The organism is Polyangiaceae bacterium, from assembly GCA_020633235.1.
GTDB lineage: Bacteria > Myxococcota_A > Polyangia > Polyangiales > Polyangiaceae > JACKEA01.
In genome coordinates, this window is sequence record JACKEA010000007.1 from 352,441 (window position 1) to 368,217 (window position 15,777).

Annotated in this window: 16 protein-coding genes; 8 read left to right on the forward strand and 8 right to left on the reverse strand. The window is 68.5% G+C overall.

Annotated features, from left to right (window positions below; translation table 11 throughout):
- Nucleotides 1-63: 63 nt before the first annotated feature.
- The 3 genes from H6717_34855 to H6717_34865 are packed head-to-tail and all read right to left on the reverse strand — an operon-like array spanning nucleotide 64 to nucleotide 2,933.
- The gene (locus tag H6717_34855) at nucleotides 64-1,257 is read right to left on the reverse strand and encodes a glycosyltransferase family 4 protein (GenBank protein ID MCB9582267.1); all 1,194 of its coding nucleotides are present in this window, start codon (nucleotides 1,255-1,257) and stop codon (nucleotides 64-66) included.
- Nucleotides 1,258-1,872 carry a hypothetical protein gene (locus tag H6717_34860; protein MCB9582268.1) on the reverse strand — a complete coding sequence of 205 codons (615 nt, stop codon included), beginning with the start codon at nucleotides 1,870-1,872 and terminating at the stop codon, nucleotides 1,258-1,260.
- Entirely contained in the window at nucleotides 1,869-2,933 is a 1,065-nt protein-coding gene (locus H6717_34865) for a FliM/FliN family flagellar motor switch protein (protein MCB9582269.1), read from the reverse strand. Before H6717_34865 ends, H6717_34860 begins: the two co-directional genes overlap by 4 nt.
- 208 nt (nucleotides 2,934-3,141) lie before the next feature.
- On the opposite strand from H6717_34865, the gene H6717_34870 reads away from it, so the two are divergent.
- Both H6717_34870 and H6717_34875 read left to right on the forward strand, forming a co-directional pair.
- On the forward strand, nucleotides 3,142-3,795 hold the full coding sequence (locus tag H6717_34870) for a tetratricopeptide repeat protein (protein MCB9582270.1): 654 nt from the start codon (nucleotides 3,142-3,144) through the stop codon (nucleotides 3,793-3,795).
- Between the two features lie 8 nt (nucleotides 3,796-3,803).
- The gene (locus H6717_34875) at nucleotides 3,804-4,118 is read left to right on the forward strand and encodes a hypothetical protein (protein ID MCB9582271.1); all 315 of its coding nucleotides are present in this window, start codon (nucleotides 3,804-3,806) and stop codon (nucleotides 4,116-4,118) included.
- On the opposite strand, the gene H6717_34880 is transcribed toward H6717_34875, so the two are convergent.
- The 4 genes from H6717_34880 to H6717_34895 form a co-directional block, all read right to left on the reverse strand.
- Nucleotides 4,091-4,366 carry a type II toxin-antitoxin system Phd/YefM family antitoxin gene (locus H6717_34880; protein MCB9582272.1) on the reverse strand — a complete coding sequence of 92 codons (276 nt, stop codon included), beginning with the start codon at nucleotides 4,364-4,366 and terminating at the stop codon, nucleotides 4,091-4,093. The two genes, H6717_34875 and H6717_34880, sit on opposite strands and share 28 nt — an antisense overlap.
- Before the next feature lie 743 nt (nucleotides 4,367-5,109).
- The gene (locus H6717_34885) at nucleotides 5,110-5,679 is read right to left on the reverse strand and encodes a hypothetical protein (GenBank protein ID MCB9582273.1); all 570 of its coding nucleotides are present in this window, start codon (nucleotides 5,677-5,679) and stop codon (nucleotides 5,110-5,112) included.
- Nucleotides 5,676-6,251 (reverse strand): RNA polymerase sigma factor, encoded by a 576-nt coding sequence (locus H6717_34890; GenBank protein MCB9582274.1) that lies wholly within the window; start codon nucleotides 6,249-6,251, stop codon nucleotides 5,676-5,678. Before H6717_34890 ends, H6717_34885 begins: the two co-directional genes overlap by 4 nt.
- Before the next feature lie 40 nt (nucleotides 6,252-6,291).
- Nucleotides 6,292-6,762, reverse strand: coding sequence for a biopolymer transporter ExbD (locus tag H6717_34895; protein ID MCB9582275.1), 471 nt, complete (start codon nucleotides 6,760-6,762; stop codon nucleotides 6,292-6,294).
- A gap of 140 nt (nucleotides 6,763-6,902) precedes the next feature.
- On the opposite strand from H6717_34895, the gene H6717_34900 reads away from it, so the two are divergent.
- The 4 genes from H6717_34900 (at nucleotide 6,903) to H6717_34915 (ending at nucleotide 12,316) form a co-directional block, all read left to right on the forward strand.
- Nucleotides 6,903-8,684 (forward strand): choice-of-anchor J domain-containing protein, encoded by a 1,782-nt coding sequence (locus tag H6717_34900; GenBank protein MCB9582276.1) that lies wholly within the window; start codon nucleotides 6,903-6,905, stop codon nucleotides 8,682-8,684.
- A gap of 226 nt (nucleotides 8,685-8,910) precedes the next feature.
- Nucleotides 8,911-10,533 carry a DNA mismatch repair protein gene (locus H6717_34905; protein ID MCB9582277.1) on the forward strand — a complete coding sequence of 541 codons (1,623 nt, stop codon included), beginning with the start codon at nucleotides 8,911-8,913 and terminating at the stop codon, nucleotides 10,531-10,533.
- A complete protein-coding gene (locus H6717_34910; GenBank protein ID MCB9582278.1) occupies nucleotides 10,530-11,489 on the forward strand; it encodes a hypothetical protein in 960 nt (319 codons plus the stop codon). The genes H6717_34905 and H6717_34910 overlap by 4 nt, the downstream gene beginning before the upstream one ends.
- Before the next feature lie 56 nt (nucleotides 11,490-11,545).
- Nucleotides 11,546-12,316, forward strand: coding sequence for a hypothetical protein (locus H6717_34915; GenBank protein MCB9582279.1), 771 nt, complete (start codon nucleotides 11,546-11,548; stop codon nucleotides 12,314-12,316).
- On the opposite strand, the gene H6717_34920 is transcribed toward H6717_34915, so the two are convergent.
- On the reverse strand, nucleotides 12,308-13,189 hold the full coding sequence (locus tag H6717_34920; GenBank protein MCB9582280.1) for a hypothetical protein: 882 nt from the start codon (nucleotides 13,187-13,189) through the stop codon (nucleotides 12,308-12,310). The two genes, H6717_34915 and H6717_34920, sit on opposite strands and share 9 nt — an antisense overlap.
- A 189-nt stretch (nucleotides 13,190-13,378) precedes the next feature.
- Here H6717_34920 and H6717_34925 point away from each other — a divergent pair, with 189 nt between their 5' ends.
- Both H6717_34925 and H6717_34930 read left to right on the forward strand, forming a co-directional pair.
- Nucleotides 13,379-13,756, forward strand: coding sequence for a hypothetical protein (locus H6717_34925; GenBank protein ID MCB9582281.1), 378 nt, complete (start codon nucleotides 13,379-13,381; stop codon nucleotides 13,754-13,756).
- Between the two features lie 175 nt (nucleotides 13,757-13,931).
- Nucleotides 13,932-15,770 carry a right-handed parallel beta-helix repeat-containing protein gene (locus tag H6717_34930; GenBank protein MCB9582282.1) on the forward strand — a complete coding sequence of 613 codons (1,839 nt, stop codon included), beginning with the start codon at nucleotides 13,932-13,934 and terminating at the stop codon, nucleotides 15,768-15,770.
- The last annotated feature ends 7 nt before the right edge of the window (nucleotides 15,771-15,777 follow it).

Sequence of the window (15,777 nt, forward strand, 5' to 3'; positions counted from 1 at the left end):
GTGAGGTGCTCGAACCGCGGTCTTCGGCGATCACTTAGCGGTACACGTCGAGGGTGTGGTGCCTTAACCGCGGTCTTCGGCGATCACTTTGCGGTACACGTCCAGCGTGCGGCGCGCCATCTTCTCCAGGCTGAACTGCTGGGCGCGAGCCACGCCCCGCTGCGCGAAGCTGAAACGTGCGTCGGGGTCGGTGGCGAGCTGGACGATGGCGTCGGCGATGGCGTCGGTCTGCTCCGGATCCACGAGCACGGCGGCGTCCCCAGCGATCTCCGCCATGCTCGAGCGGTCGCTGGTGATCACCGGGCAGCCGGTGGCCATGGCTTCCACCACCGGGTAGCCGAAGCCCTCCGCGCGGGACACGAACACCTGTGCCACGGCGCCGCGGTAGAGGGCCGCGAGCTCGTCGTCGGGCACGTAGCCGATGAGACGCACGGCGTCCTCCACGCCCTCTTGCCGCGCGGTGCTCACTAGCAGCCGTTGCGTCTCGCTGCCCAGGCGCGCCGCCCATACCAGCATGAGGTTCTGATCCGCCACGGACTTGCGGGCGCGGGCCAGCGCTTGGATCGTGCCCACCGGGTTCTTGCGCCAGTTGGCGGCGCCCACGCCCAAGATGTAGCTCGCCTCGCTGAGCCCGTAGCGCGCGCGCACCTCGGCGTCGCCCTCTCCCGGCTCGCTGCTCCAGCGCGAGAGATCCACGCCGTTGTACACCACCGTCACCTTTTCGGCGGGCACACGGAGCAACCCGATCAGGTCGTCCGCCGTGGTCTGGCTCACGGCGATCACGTGACGCGCAGAGTGGTAGCGCCGGTGATCGAGCTTCTCGCGACCGACGCGATAACCATCGCGCCAGGTGAGGTAGTGCTTCGGGTAGTGCAGCGGAATGAGATCGTGGCAGGTGGTCACCCGCGGGCAGGGCAAGTCCCCGATGGGCGTCGCGTTCGGGTGACCGGTGTGGATCAGATCCGGCGCCACGCTCTGCGCGGCTGCCGCCAAGGACACGCGCACGCGATACGCCCAGTTGGCGTGCGCGCGGGCCGGCACGCTCAGATCCGTGAGGCGCTCCACGGCGCCTTCGAGATCTTCCGTCACCACGGAGTTGCCGACCCAGCCCAGGCGCTCGATACCGAGCACCCGCAGATCCGTGGTCTCGCGTTTGGCCCGCGCGATACCCAGGGCGAGATCCGCCACGTAACGCCCAATCCCGCGCGTGCGGGTGTTGGTCGCGAGCACGGAGAGATCGAGAAGGGTGGTGGCCATCTACTCGGGCGCGGCCGCGCTCGCGCTGGGCGCGGGCTTCACGGGCTTCACGGGCTTGTCCGAGTCCTCGATGTCCGGCGGCGTGTCGCCCTTCTGCACGAGCACCGGCGCGTCCCGCACCGTGAGGCTGTCCCCGGTGGACGCTTGCAGTCGACCGCGCAACACCTTGCCGTCCTGCTTCACCAAGAAGAAGCCGGTGAACTTGCCGTCTCCCGGCTCCTTGGGAACGAGCCGCACGCGGAACGAGGTCTCGTCCACCTCGCCGGAAGCGACCAGCTCGCCCAGCGGGCCCTTGGAGCTTCCGACGATGGTGCCGCCTTCCGTCACGTCCAGAGAAATGGTGCCTTCACCGCTGCCCGCACCGCCGTCGTCTTCGGCCCAGTTGCGGACCACGCCGTCGCTCTTGCTCATCTCGATGAGATAGTGCTGCGCGTCGTACGCTCCACTGAAGTGACCCACGAACCACGGGAGCTTCTTTTCCGGTGGGGCCGCGGAGCTGGCAGCCGGCGCCGCGACTGTTGCGGCCGAAGCTTTGGGTGCTGCCGGCGCGGTCTTCTTTTCGTCGCAGGCGGAAACCGCGAGCACCAGTGCCAGGAGCAGGACTCGTCGCTTCATTCGTTCCCCGTGGACAGCGAGCGAATGCGCACGCCGACTTCACCTTCCACGCTCACGAGCTCGCCCCGCGCGACCTCGCGCCCGCCGATGCGCAGCACCACCGGATCCGCGATGCGATGCCCGGTCTCGATCACGTCTCCCGGTCGCAGCGCGGCCCATTCCCGAGCGCTCAGGGTCACGGAGCCGACCTCCACGCGCACCACCAGCGGAGCCTCCGCGATCACGTCCCCCACGTCGCCTTCGCCGTCTGCCATGTCCACCTCGGCGCTCAGCGCCACGAGATCGCCCCGTACCACGATTCGACCGTCGGGCGAGAGATCCACGCCCAAGCCGTGCTCCGTTCCCGGCGCAGCGAGCGCAGCGCGGCCGGCGCCACCCGCGTCGATCCAGAGCCCTTCACCCGGAAGCCAAGCGTCGCCGACTTGCAGCGCCGTCAGCTCGCCGGGATCCGCGAGCCCGAGCGCCACCACGACGCCGAGGGCTACCGGTGTGTGTCCCAAACGGGACAGCACCCCGCCGACCGAACCGCGCGTGGGCTGAGGGGGCAAGCGCACCCAGGCGCGCGCGCCGAAGCCGCGACCATCGAGCAGCACCGTGGCCACGGCCTCGACGCCGGGCCCGGCCGCAGCCGGCAGTGACGGCCACACCGACAGCAGATCCTCACCGTGCGCGCGCCGTGCGATCTCCATCACCAACGCGGCGAAGGCACCCCGCAGCGCGGGGTCCGTCGGACGGTGCGGCGCGCCGAGCTTCACGGGCTGCGAGAGCAAGCGCGCCACCGCCGTGGCCGCCAGCTCGTCGTCCACGGTGAGCGTGATCTCCGCCGAGCCATCCCGCGTGCGGGCGGAGATCGCCGTGCCCTCGGTCGACGAGGGCGCGTCTGCCGCGCGGATCTCCTGCAGCACGACGATCACCTCGCCGGCCAACACCGCCGACGCCGCCTCCGACAGCCGGTCCACCCGTACCGCCCGCGCCACCGCGTGGCGCGCCCCGGTGGAGAGCGCGACCGCCGAGTGGCTCAGCCGCTCCAGGGCATCCCAAGGGTAGGGGGAGATCCGCATCCGACCGGCATCGTACACAGCCTCTCCCCCATGGATAGACGGGGGATTTTGTCGGGGCAGCGCGGGTACACATTTGTGCAGCGCACGTCAGGGCTACGGACCGGGGCGTACCCGCGGCGCACCAACATCCAGGCGCGGAAAGCCGGCAGGGAAACCAGCGCTTTTCGCCTGTTGGGCAGAGCATGGTAGCCTCGGCGGCGGAGGCACGATGAAGCGCTTGGTCGGAGCTCTGGTGGTGGCAGCGGTCCTGATCCCCTCGGCGGCAGCGGCGCAGAAGCCCGCAGCGAAGGACAAGGCCGCGGCCAAGGGCGACAAGGGCGGCGACAAGGCCACGACCGGCGGCAATGGTGACGTGCGACGGGATCCCAACGGCATCAAGGGCATCAGCCCGTTCTGGGAGAACGTGAAGAAGGGCGACGACCTCTACGTCGCGCGCGACTTCGACGGTGCCATCTCCGCGTACAAAGATGCGATCACCAAGGAGCCGCAGAACGCGCTCGGGCACTATCGCATCGGCGAGGCGTACTTGGCGAAGGGCAGCATGAAGGACGCCGAGGAGTCCTGGGTGGCGGCGCTGCGCTACGTCGGCCGCGACGGCGGACTGAAGGCGAAGATCTTGTTCGTGCTCGCGGACCTGCGGGAGCGCCAGAAGTCCTACGACGACGCTACGGATCGCTGGATCGCCTACGAGACTTTCGCCAAGCAAGCGACGCAGACGAAGACCTATCCGGCCACCGCCGCGGACCGCAAGAAGCGCGTCGCGGAGTGGAAGCAGCTGCTCGAGCAGTACGGTGCGGTGAAGAAGCGCATCGAGCAGCGGCTCAAGGAAGCCGACGACAAGGCCAAGAAGAGCGCGCAGTAGCGGAGAGAATGGTTCTTCAGCGTCGGCTCATCCAGTTTTGGACGGGCGGCAATCGCGGCAACTTGACCGCTTACGAACGGGGGCTTCTTGCCTGCTCGCTCGAGGCGGGCTCGCTCGGCGCCGTGCCACGCGGCTGCGCGCTCATCGTAGGGCAGGATCGGCAACGTGGGTCGTACTACATCGTTCAGGAAGGTCTGCAGCGCTGTCCTGCGTTTGCCGCGAGGAAGCCGCTGCACACCGAACTGGAGCTCGTGCCAGACCGGTGCGCATATCGCGCACGCACCGCCGTGGACGCTCAACTGATCGAGGACGCCGGGATCTGATCTCGTAGCTCTTGAGCCCAGTCCCTCTCCACGCCTACTTCACTCAGATCCGCCTCTTTGCGGAAGGTCTCATAGGCTGTCATGAACGCCACGCGGTCGCCGTGTAGCCGTGCGTATCGCGACGTCGATAGCAGGACCGCCACTTTCTTCCCTCGCCGGGTCAGCTCGACATCCGTCCCGGCGGCGACCTCGTCCACGATCTCCGCAAGGTTCGCGCGGGCGTTGGCCACCGTGTAGCTCTTCACCATTCAAGTAGTGTACATTTAGACCCACTATTCACCTGGGTTGACCACAACAGACGCCACTCTGAAGAGAACGACTGACGGTCGCGCTGCCGTTGCCGCGCGTCGTTCGCGGGCGGGCGCGCGCTGCCTTCTGAGCCAAGCGACCGGAAGAGCACAACACGAGACGAGCGCGAACTGACGACAGAATTCGTTCAGTGCCGGATGGCGCCCGGCTTGTCGTGACGTCATCGCGCTGGACCAAGGGCGTGGGCTTTGCCGGGGTGGACCCGCGGAATTGATGGGGTCTGGGGTGCACGGAAATCGGTTTACATAGCAACTGATCTAGGCGCGTCCGAAGCCCCTGATCGTTGCATCCGAAAGGGTTCGGCAGGCTTGAGAAGGGCAGAACGGGGACGCCCAGGGGTCATTGGCGTAGGAAAATCAGTTTACATAGCAACCGATTTGGGCGCGACCGCTCCCCCCTGATCGGCGAGCTCGAGCTGGGCCGGAGAGAGAGCCTGAAAGCGAAGCTCGAGCACGCCCAGGATCTGTGACGATGGATCCTCCAATGGTCGGATCTATTGCAGAGGCCACAATTTGAGCGCGGCCAAGAAGACCTTCGGCCGCGAGTGCTTCGGCGCGCCCTGGCGCTGCTTGTTCCGCGATAGGCGGGCTGATTCCGCGCCGAATCGACAAGCCACCCGATGAAAAGATCGTCGTTGAGCCGCCGCTTTGCGAGGGAGGACCGACTCAGGTGAGCACTGGGGTTAGATGTACACTTCATCGAAGGGAAGAAGCGGATTCCGCTGCGGCTCACGGGGCGGCGGCGTCTTTGTCGAGGCCGACGACGATGGGCGTCGCTTCGGTGCCGCGCCCGATGGACAGCCAACGCGCGGCGTGCCCGAGCTCTGAGCGGGGAGGCGCCGCGGCGGAAACGGCTGCGGCGGAGGCCGACGGCGCGGGTACCGGCGGGGCCGCGGCTGCGCGCGGGCGCTCGCGGCGGGGTGCGACGGGCCGCTCGGCGCGGGGCGGCTGCGGCGCGATCTCCGCGGGCGCACGGTTTCGGCGGTGACGGCGGGCGGCGCGGCCGCGCGGGACGGCGCGCTGGGCTCTGCGGCAATGGCCGGCGCCGGGCGCGCCGGCGCGCCCAGCAGCAGCATCGTGAGCACCCCCACCGCGGCGCCGGCCAGACCCCAGCGCAGCAGCGATCCGACGCTGGGCGCCGGCGCGCGCGCCACGGTCGCTTCATAGCGCGCGCGGGCCGCCGCGATCTCCACGCGGCTGGGCGCGTCTTCACGAAAGGCGCGGCGCATGCGCGCCAGGGCGACGGGGTTCATCGCTGTGCCCCCCCGGCTGCGTCGCCAAAGTACGGATCCTCGCGCAGTAGCTTCGCGAGCTGGCGATGTCCGTCGCGCAGTCGCGACTTCACGGTGTTTCTCTTGGCGCCGACGATGTCCGCCACCTCGTCGATGCTCAGCCCTTCGAGATCGTGCAGCACCACCACGGCGCGTCGCTTCGGCGCGACGCAGGCGAGGGCGGCGCGGAGCCGCGCGACGCGTTCCCGGCGCAGAAGCTCTTCTTCGGCTAGGGGCGTCGGGTCGTCCCACTCCGGCGCCTCGCGCCCCACGATGAACCGTCGAAAGAAGCGCGACGACCAGCGCTCGTGGCTGACGAGCGCGTGGTAGCAGATGCGATAGGTCCAAGTGGACAGCTGCGAGCGGCCCTCGAAGCTCGGCAGCGCGCGGAACGCCTGCTCTGCCGCGATCTGCACCAGATCGTCGAGCTCCTGGTGACGCGCCGCCGCGATGGCCCGCATCTGCGTGTACACCAGCTCGAACACCTGGTCGGCGAGGTCCGCCGCCTCGGGTTTGGCGGCGAGCTCGGTCCAGCGATCGACGGCGGCGGCCATGGCTATCCAGTTAGACGCCCGGCGGCCGAAGGCGGAGCACTCAGCGCGAGACGCCGAAGGCAATTTTGGCGACGGAACCCTGTTTCAGCAAATCCAGCACGTGCACCACGCTGCCCCAGGCCACGTCCTTGTCCGCCCGGATCACCGCGCGAACGTCCGGATTTCCGTCGTGGGCCTGCTGGGCGATGCGCCGTAGATCGTCCACGTTGCTCAGCGGCTTGCCGTTCACGGACACGGCACCGTCCCGGGTGAGCTCGACGCTCAGGACCGGCGATACCGCTTCCGCCGTGCCGGCCGTGGGTAGCGCCACTGGCGGCGCGAAGTCTTCCGTTTTCGGCAAATCGTAGGGCACGGCCTTCACGGGTGGCGGCGTGCTCTCGCTCTCTCTCGTGCTCGTCGGCGTTGCCGGTGCTGCCGCAGGCGTCGGCTCCGCGCAGCGTGCCGGAGGCGGCGTCGTTGTACTGCAACCGGCAGTGAAAACTACAAATAGCGACAGCGCTGCGCGAATCATGGCGCCGATCTTATGCGTCGAGTTGCGCGCTGCACGGACAAATCGAACCTCCGCCGGTTGTGCACCCCTCGCGTCTCGTGAGAGAAGGAAGGATCTATCCTCAGGCCAATTTGCCGAGGATTGCAAAAGGGAAGAGATCAATGAGACGAGACACGAGGTCCCTCTACGGGGGACTGATTGCGGGAGCGGTGTTGCTCCTCGGCGCTCTGGCTCCCATCGGTTGCGGAAGCGACTCGAGCAGCTCGTCGCCCGGTGGCGGCGGTTCGGGGGCAACTGGTGGCTCTGGAGCGACCGGCGGTTTCGGCAATACCTCAGGAACCGGCGGCGGAAATGCCGATGCCGGCCCGCAGTGCCCTGGCGCGACCTTGTGCAACGGCGCTTGTGTGCAGACCAACTACGATCCGGCGAACTGCGGCTCCTGCGGCAACGCCTGCGCGACGGGTGAGGTGTGCTCGAGCGGCACCTGCGGCCTGACGTGCACCGGCGGCAGCACCCAGTGCGGAACGACCTGCACCAACACGGACGTGGATCCCGCCAACTGCGGAGCGTGCGGCACGGCCTGCGCGACGGGTGAGGTGTGCTCGGCGGGAACCTGCGCGTCCCAGTGCCTGGGTGGCACCACGGACTGCGGCGGCAAGTGCGTCGACACCGCCCTGGATCCGGCGAACTGCGGAGCGTGCGGCACGGCCTGCGCGACGGGCGAGGTGTGCTCGAACGGCACCTGCGGCTTGGCGTGTTCCGGCGGCACTTCCAAGTGCGGGACGGCGTGCGTGGACACCAACACGGATCCGGCGAACTGCGGCGCGTGCGGCACGGCGTGTGCGACGGGCGAGGTGTGCTCGGCGGGCACCTGCGGCCTCAGCTGCGTGGGCGGCACCACCAAGTGCGGGACGGCGTGCGTGGACACCAACACGGATCCGGCGAACTGCGGAGCGTGTGGCACCGCGTGCGCGACAGGCGAGGTGTGCTCCGGCGGCACCTGCGGCATCGTGTGCGCCGGCGGAACGACCAAGTGCGGGACGGTTTGCGTGGACACCAGCACGGATCCGGCGAACTGCGGCACGTGCGGCACGGCGTGCGCGACGGGCGAGGTGTGCTCGGGCGGCACCTGCGGCCTGTCGTGCTCGGGCGGCACCACCAACTGCAGCGGCCAGTGCGTGAACCTGCAGACCGACGTGGCCAACTGTGGTCAGTGCGCGAAGCCCTGCGCTACGGGTCAGGCGTGCGTGGCCGGCGCGTGCGAGCTCACTTGCGGTGGCGGTACCACCAAGTGCGGCACGGCCTGCGTGGTGCTGGACAACGATCCGAACAACTGCGGCGCCTGCGGTACCGTGTGCGCTGCAGGTAATTACTGCGCGGCGGGTGTGTGCAAGGCGGCTTGCTCCAATCCGACGCCCACGGTGCTGTTCACCGAGGACTTCTCGAGCAACGGCGCCGGTTGGACGCTGGGGACCGACTGGGGCATCGGCAACGCCACGGCTTCCAGCGGGCAAAACCACTTCAATCCGGATCCCGCCACGGATCACAGTCCCTCCGGTAACGGCGTGGCCGGTGTGGTCATCGGTGGCAACGCGCCAACGGCCCAGCACGGCTTCTACTACCTCACCAGCCCCATCATCAACGCGGCGGGCGCCACGTCGCTGCAGCTGAGCTTCTGGCGCTGGCTGAACAGCGATTACACGCCGTTCATGCAGAACAACGTGCAGGTGTTCGATGGCACCAACTGGGTCACTGTGTGGCAGTCCGGGCCCTCTCCCGGCATCCAAGACAACCAGTGGACGCAGCTCACCTACGACATCAGCGCGTACGCCAACGCCAACCTGCGGGTGCGCTTTGGCTACAGGATTGGCAACGCGGGTGTGTACACCGTGTCGTCCTGGAATCTCGACGACGTCACGGTGACCAAGGTCACCTGCAACTAGTCGTCGAAGCGACGTGAACCGTGCCCCCCGCTGGCCGCGCCGGCGGGGGGCGTTTCTTTGTGGGCGCGGGGTTCCGCGGCGTCGCGACAAACCCAAACATCGAGCCTTGGTGGAAAAGGGCGGCTCGAGTGGATTTATCGAGGCGTATCGAGCTGGAAACGACGCTGCCGAGCTTGCAGGATCGAGCCGGGAGGAACTTTTCGTGACGAAGGGTGTCGCGAGCGAGATGGCTCAACCGGACTTGTTGCATCCGACACCGCGGGTGCGGGTGGATCCGCAGGGGACGCGGCTCGCGGTGGAGCTGGCATTTGCCGGAGGCACCGGCGGCGGGCTGTTCGAGGAGACGCTGGATCGCGCGAGCTTCGCGCCTTCGAGCTGGGAGCCCGCGGCTTTCATGAACGACCTGTTCCTGACGCGCTTCGTGGCGGGCTGCTTCAAGATCCGACTGGGCAAGAACGAGGTGCTGCCGCTGGGCACGCACCTGGTGCGGCTGCTTGGGCAACCTCCCAAAGAGCTGGCCATCGTGGAGCACCGGCGGGCGATCCTGCGGGAGCTGTCGGCGTCGCCGGAGCTGGTGAAGGAGCTCCGGGAGCTGTACGTGGCGCTGGCGCGGCTCCGGGCGCTGCTGGAGAACACCGGCGGCGGGCGCGATTGGGATCCGGTGCGGCGTCAGCTCGACATATTGCAAGCGCTCAAGCTGGTGTTCGATCGCATGGCGACGGGGTTTGCGTCGTCGCGCTCGGGGCTCTCGGTGCTGGCGGAGTTCGGCTTGCGGGTGCAATCGGGGGAGCCGTATCAGTCACTCTCGGATCTGCTGCGCTACGACGAGCGGCGCGCGACCCTGAGCTTGAACATCGGCGTGGGGGCGGACGGGCGCATCCGCGGGTTCGAGGTGGTGTCGGTTCAAGAAGACGCGGACAACCCCTTCACCAGCTCGCCGCTGCGGCGCCTTCTGTCCAAGGTGGAGCTGTTCTTGCGCGGCTATCGCTTCGGTGATGGCGAGGTGATGGCACGGCTGGTGGACGCGGTGTTCTCCGGTGTGGTGGACGAGGTCGTCGCGCTGATTCAACTGTTCGGCGACATGGAGCTGTATCTCGGCGCCATCGGGTTTGCGGAGCAGGCTCGGGCGGCGGGTCTCGAGGTGTGCTTGCCGGAGCTGGTGGAGCCCGAGGCGCCGCGGAACCTCGAAGGCCTGTTCAATCCGCTGCTGCTCATCAGCGGGATCCAGCCGGTGCCGTGCAACCTGCAGACGGCGGAGCTCTGCACCACGGTGCTGGTCACCGGTCCGAACTCCGGCGGCAAGACGCGGCTCCTGCAGTCCGTGGGGCTGACACAGCTGATGGCGCAGTCCGGCTTGTTCATTCCGGCGCGGGCCGGGGCCGTGTCGCTCACGTCGAGCTTGGTGATGTCCCTGATCCAAGAGACGAAAGCGGATCAGGCGGAAGGCCGGCTCGGGATGGAGCTGATCCGCATTCGCGATCTGTTCGAGCGCCTGCCCCCGGGAGCGATGGTGCTCTTGGACGAGCTATGCTCCGGGACGAACCCGAGCGAAGGCGAGGAGATCTTCGAGCTGGTGGTGACCATGCTGGCGAAGCTCCAGCCGCAGGCGTTCATCACCACGCACTTCTTGGCCTTCGCGGCGCGGCTCGCGCGAGAGCAGAAGATCCCGAAGCTCGCCTTCATTCAGGTGGAGCTCGACGAAGAACGGCGCGCCACGTATCAATTCTCTCCTGGCGTGGCCACCACGTCCCTCGCGGGCCACGCGGCGGAGCGCCTGGGCGTGACGGGGGAGCAGCTGGAGACGCTCATCGAGCGGAACATCCAGCGCTGGAAAACGGCCGCTGAATGACGCTGCTGGCCAACAAGAAGATGTCCCCGGAGCTGGCCGCCCGGGTGCGCGCCAGCGTCTCCGGCCGGGGACAGTCCGGGGCGCGGCTGCCGCCGCGGATGATGGCACTGGTGCGCGCGGGGCTGTTCACGGTGATCGTCGCGGGCATCGCCTGGCTGTCGTGGACCTTCCGGCGGGCACAGAAGGAGATCGACCGGCAACGCGCCGAGCTCTTGGAACGCGTGCGGCGAGAGTCCGCCGGAGTAGACGCGGAATCTCTGGAGCCGCGGCTACGACCGTGGCTCACGCTGTTTGCCGGGCGTTACGACGGCGACAAGGTGTCGGATGCGCTGCGGGCACCCGGTGCCCTGGAGAAACAGCTGGCGGACGCGACCATCTACGTGCGAGGTCCGGTGTCCGGATTCGGCGGTGGCGAGCTGGCGGAGAGCGCGGCGCACTCTTACGAAGACGCCTTCGTGCGCTGCCTGGTGAAGCCGCCCAAGAAGCGCACGGAAAAGGAGCTGCGCCGCCGTGCGCGCAGCCGCAGCGAGCTCGACAACGTGCTTCGCTTGCACGACGCGTTGGTGGGCGCCGCGTTCATGAACGAGAAATGGCAGGAGCTGGTGGCGACGGCGACCTCACCGGACGAGCTGACGCGCCTGTCCAAACAGCTGGACAAGGCGCCGCTGGAGGAGACGCGCAAGGCGGCCAAGGCTCGCCTGTTGCTCGTGGCCATGGACGAGCCGGGGGATCGCGAGAAGCCCGCGGAGCTCGATGGCGAGCGGCCGCACCAGGTGCGGGTGGGGCTCGTGGATCTGGCGTCCAAGAAGGTGTTGCTCAAGCTGCGCCGTCCGGTGGATCCGAGCTGGGTGTCACCCGCGGCACGCGCCGAGCTGGCCAACGGCATAGACAGCTGCGCACTGGCGCTGGACGTGCGTGAAGCCATCACCACGCCTGTGGCATCGGACGCACGTTGAGGGCGTAATTTTGCTGGAATTCCCAGCTGGAACGGTTTCTGCTCTCCGCTTCTGCCATGAAGAAGCTCGCACTCGTTGCAGTCACGTTCCTGGGGGGATGCACCACGCTCGGCCCGATGCCGGCCACCACCGGGATGGTCGCGCCCGCCGTCGGCAAGGCCGGGGTGGAGCTGCAAGCTGGAGCGGTGCCCGGGTACTACCTGAGCCAGTCCACACGCGAGGAAGCGAAGGGCACGGCCATCGGCCAAGCCGGCGGCATGATCGAGCCGGTGGCGGGGGTGGGCGTTGGCGCGCGCTACGTGAACAGCGCCGGGAGCGACGGCTACGTGGAGCCGATGATCCGCTACCGCACCCACGTAGACCAAGAGAAGCGCTTCACCGCCGTGGCCGTGGGTTATGGCACGCACGCCAAGGGCGGCGAGAGCAAGGCCGACTACAGCGCCACCCGCGGCGGCCTCGAGCTGGGCGCGGATGCGCTGGTGTCGCCGGAGAGCAAGTGGGCGGAGGTGCACGCCTTCGCGGCGGCTTCCGTCACCGGGCTGGACGTCAGCGGGCACTACTGCATGGACGGCAAGGGCTACGGTACGGATTGCGGTGACGCGGGCGTGGCCGTGGCGGCGGATGCCGGTGGCTTCTACCCGGCGGGCACCGCGGGCGTCGCGTTGGACTTCGGGCGTCACCTGGACTCCGTGTTCCACGGCGGGCGGCTGGCGCTGATGGGCAGCGTGGGGACGCAGCCGGCGCTCCAGAACGCAGAGCAACAGAGCGCACGGCCGTACGTTGCCGGCGGGCTCACCCTGACGCTCGGGGGTGGCGCGTCAAAGTGAGAGCACGCGCAACATCGGCTCGACGAACAGCGGGGAGCAGCCGAGCACCGCGCACACGGTCCACACGTGCTGCGCGGCGCGCGGCCAACGCGCCACCTGAACGCGGGTTTCGCCCACCGCGATCAGACCTTGCGCCAGGAAGAAGCCGGCCATGGGCAGCGCCCAACGGACGCCGATGGGCGCCGCGACGAGATAGAAATGGAGCAGGGCGCTGGTGACGAACCCCGCCGCGACGCCGAGCCGCGCATGACCGCGGCGGGCCAAGGGCAAGAATGCGTGGCGACGGAACCATGCTTGCACGTTGAGGTTCCAGTGCTCGCCCCAAAACTGACGCACCGTGTGGGCGCGAATGGGGGAGCGGTGTTGCGTCGGTACGCGCAGACCGCCGGCCGCGAGGACGCCCACGGTGAGCGCATTGGCGGCATCCGCCGCGGCGTACACGAGCACGGCACCGCCGAGCCAGCGCAGGGTGAGCCCCGACGCGCCGCCCACGGCGGGGGCAACGCGCACGACGAGCGCGAGGCCCAGCGCGCCGAGGGTGGCGTAGGCGATGAACGTGGCGAAGTGGCGGAGCTCGAAACTGCGGGGGATGCGCCGGCGCGCGCGCACGTCGAACACCGCGAACATCAGCCACACGCGGTCCACTGTCGGCCACTGACGCGAGTCCCGCGCGAGGTCGATGGCGCGCACGACGAACACCATGCAGCCGAAGGCGAGCAGCACCCGCGCGTAGAGCGGCTCGACGAGCAGCGGTAGTGCCAGGGTCGTCAGGGCCAGCGCGACGCCCAGCGCTCGCGTGCGCCCCGCCGTCACGACGCCCACGGCAATGCCAGCGACGGCAAACGCAGCCAAGGCGACGGGGGCGGACAGCATCAAGCGAGCATGTAGCAAGGCACATGCCGCGCAAATCCGCGACGTTTCCCCCGTTGCGCCGCTGCCCACCGCACTTTGTGTCAGCGCCGCCGCAGGGGCACTGCCAATTCGTCATTCATCATGGGGATGTTGGTCCGGCGCGAGCCCCGTCTTGTTTGCGGAAGGCGAGGAGCGCAAGATCACGGCGCGATGTCGGACGACCGCGATCGCCGTGCCATCCTCGCGCGCCGCAAGCTGCTCGTCGCGTCGGCCCTCGCCGGACTCGCCGCCACCAGCTGCGACAAGGTGAATCCGTTTCGGCCGTGCCTGTCGCCGGCGTCGATCCCCGAGGGCGGGACGACCAATACGGGAGGGCCGGCCACGGCGCAGCCGTGCCTCGAGCCGATGCCGCCGCGGGACGCCGGCGCTCCGGAGCCGTGCCTGTCACCCCCGCCGCAGCCATGCTTGTCGCAAACCGCGCCGCAGCCGTGCTTGGCTCGAGCGCCACCCACCGACGCAGCCGCCGGTGCGGAGCCAGAGCCGCAGGTGTGCCTGAAGATCGCGCCGCCGCCCATGCCGAAGAAGTAACGCTCGCGGAAGGGTCGAAGCAGTGGCGTGCGCGGGTTCGGGCCGGCAGTGCCCGCGGCGGACCAACACCCATTGCAACAGGATCGCAACAGCGTGATTCCCGCTTAGCGCCTAGCTTCGATGGCGGAAGCGAGGTTTCACGATGCACCAGTGTTCCGCCTTTGAATTCGCGAAAGTGCAGCTTTGGGCGCTTGCCGTCGCCGTTGGCGTTTGGCTTGCCCCGGCCATCGGGCACGCAACGACGATCGTGGTCGACACCACGGCGCAGGCCACCGCCACCTCCGCGGCGGACGGGAAATGCAGCCTGGCAGAGGCGATGGTGGCCGCGAACACCGACGCGGCGGTCGACTCTTGCGCCGCCGGTCTGGGCAGCGACGTGATCCAGATACCGGCGGGCAACTACGAGCTCTTGTTGCCCTACACCACGACCCAACCGGGCGACGCGCTGCCGATGGTGTCCAGCACCATCACGCTGCAGGGACCGACGGCGGGAACCGCGACGCTCACGTTCAATGCGGCGGCCTCGACCCTGCGCCTGTTGAGCAACATCGCTCCAGGGCAGCTGACGCTGGAAAACCTGACGGTGACGAAGGGGCAGCACCAGGATGTGATCGACAACGGTGCCAAGCTCACCATCAAGGGCTGTACCTTCCAGAGCAACGGCAACGCGAGCGACCCCGCGTCTCGTAACGTCATCACGGAAGGGCCCACGGCCAGCTTGACCGTGAGTGACTCCAAGTTCCTGGCGAACAACGCCGTGTGCATCCGGCAGGATCTGGGCAGCGGCACCGTCAGCCTGGACAACGTGGAGCTGACGGCCAACAAGACCAACACCATCGACTTGGTCGACGCAAACCTGACAGTCACGAACTGCGCGTTCGATCAGAACACCGCGCTGAACCAGGCGGGCGCCATCTTCGTCAGGAGCAAGGACGTCACCGTCACCACCAGCGTCAGCGACAGCACGTTCACCAACAACTCCGGCACCACCGACGCGCCCGGCGTCTTCCGCAACGCCGGTGCCATTGTCGACATCAAGCGCTGCACCTTCGATGGCAATCATGGTGGACGTGGCGGCGTGCTGGAGAACACCAGCGGGGGAAAGCTCACTGTCGAAGCGAGCACGCTTTCCAATAACTCCGCCGACGGCGAGGGGGGCGCGTTCCGGTTGCTGGGCGCCTCCGGCACGGTGACCCTTCGCAACACGACCATCGCGAACAACACCGCGGGCACGGTGGGCGGCGGGATCGAGTCGGAAGGACAGGACGTCGTGTTGAACAACGTCACGCTGTCGGGAAACTCCGCGGGCTCCAGCGGCGGAGGCATCGGCATCCCGAACAACGCCGGCGCGGGGACCTTCACCGTGTCCAACAGCGTCATTGCGGGCAATGTCAACCCGACGAGCTCACCCGAATGCAGCGCGGCCAACGGCAAGTTCCTCATCTCGAAGGGCTACAACGTGCTGGGCAGCGACACCGGCTGTACGTTCGTTTCAGCGGCGGGGGATCAGGTCGGCACCGGCGGCAGCGCCATCGATCCGAAGCTTTCGTCACTGTCGGACAACGGGGGAAGCACGCAAACGCTGGCGCCGCAGTTCGGCAGTCCCGCCATCGACAAGGGCAATCCCGCCAGCAGCGGCGAAGGAGCATGTGAGCCCGTGGACCAAACCGGAGCCACGCGGCCGCTGGGTGCCGCGTGCGATGTCGGTGCTCTCGAGCTGTCACCGGACGCGCCGGACGCGGGCGCGGGTGGAAGCGCCGGCAGCGGTGGCGGCGCGGCGGGCACCGGCGGCGGCAGCGGGGGTGGCGCAGGCGCTGGCGGAGGCGTCGCGGGAAGCGGTGGTGGCGTTCAGGCCGACGCCGGGCTGGGCGGCGCTCCGAGCTCCGGCGCGAGCTCGGATGACAGCGGCGGCTGCGGTTGCCGGCAGGCCCGCACCACGTCCAACCAGGGTTTCGGCCTTCTGGCCCTCGCCTTCGCACTCCGGCGTCGACGTCAAGCGGCTGGAAATACTTGAGCTTTCT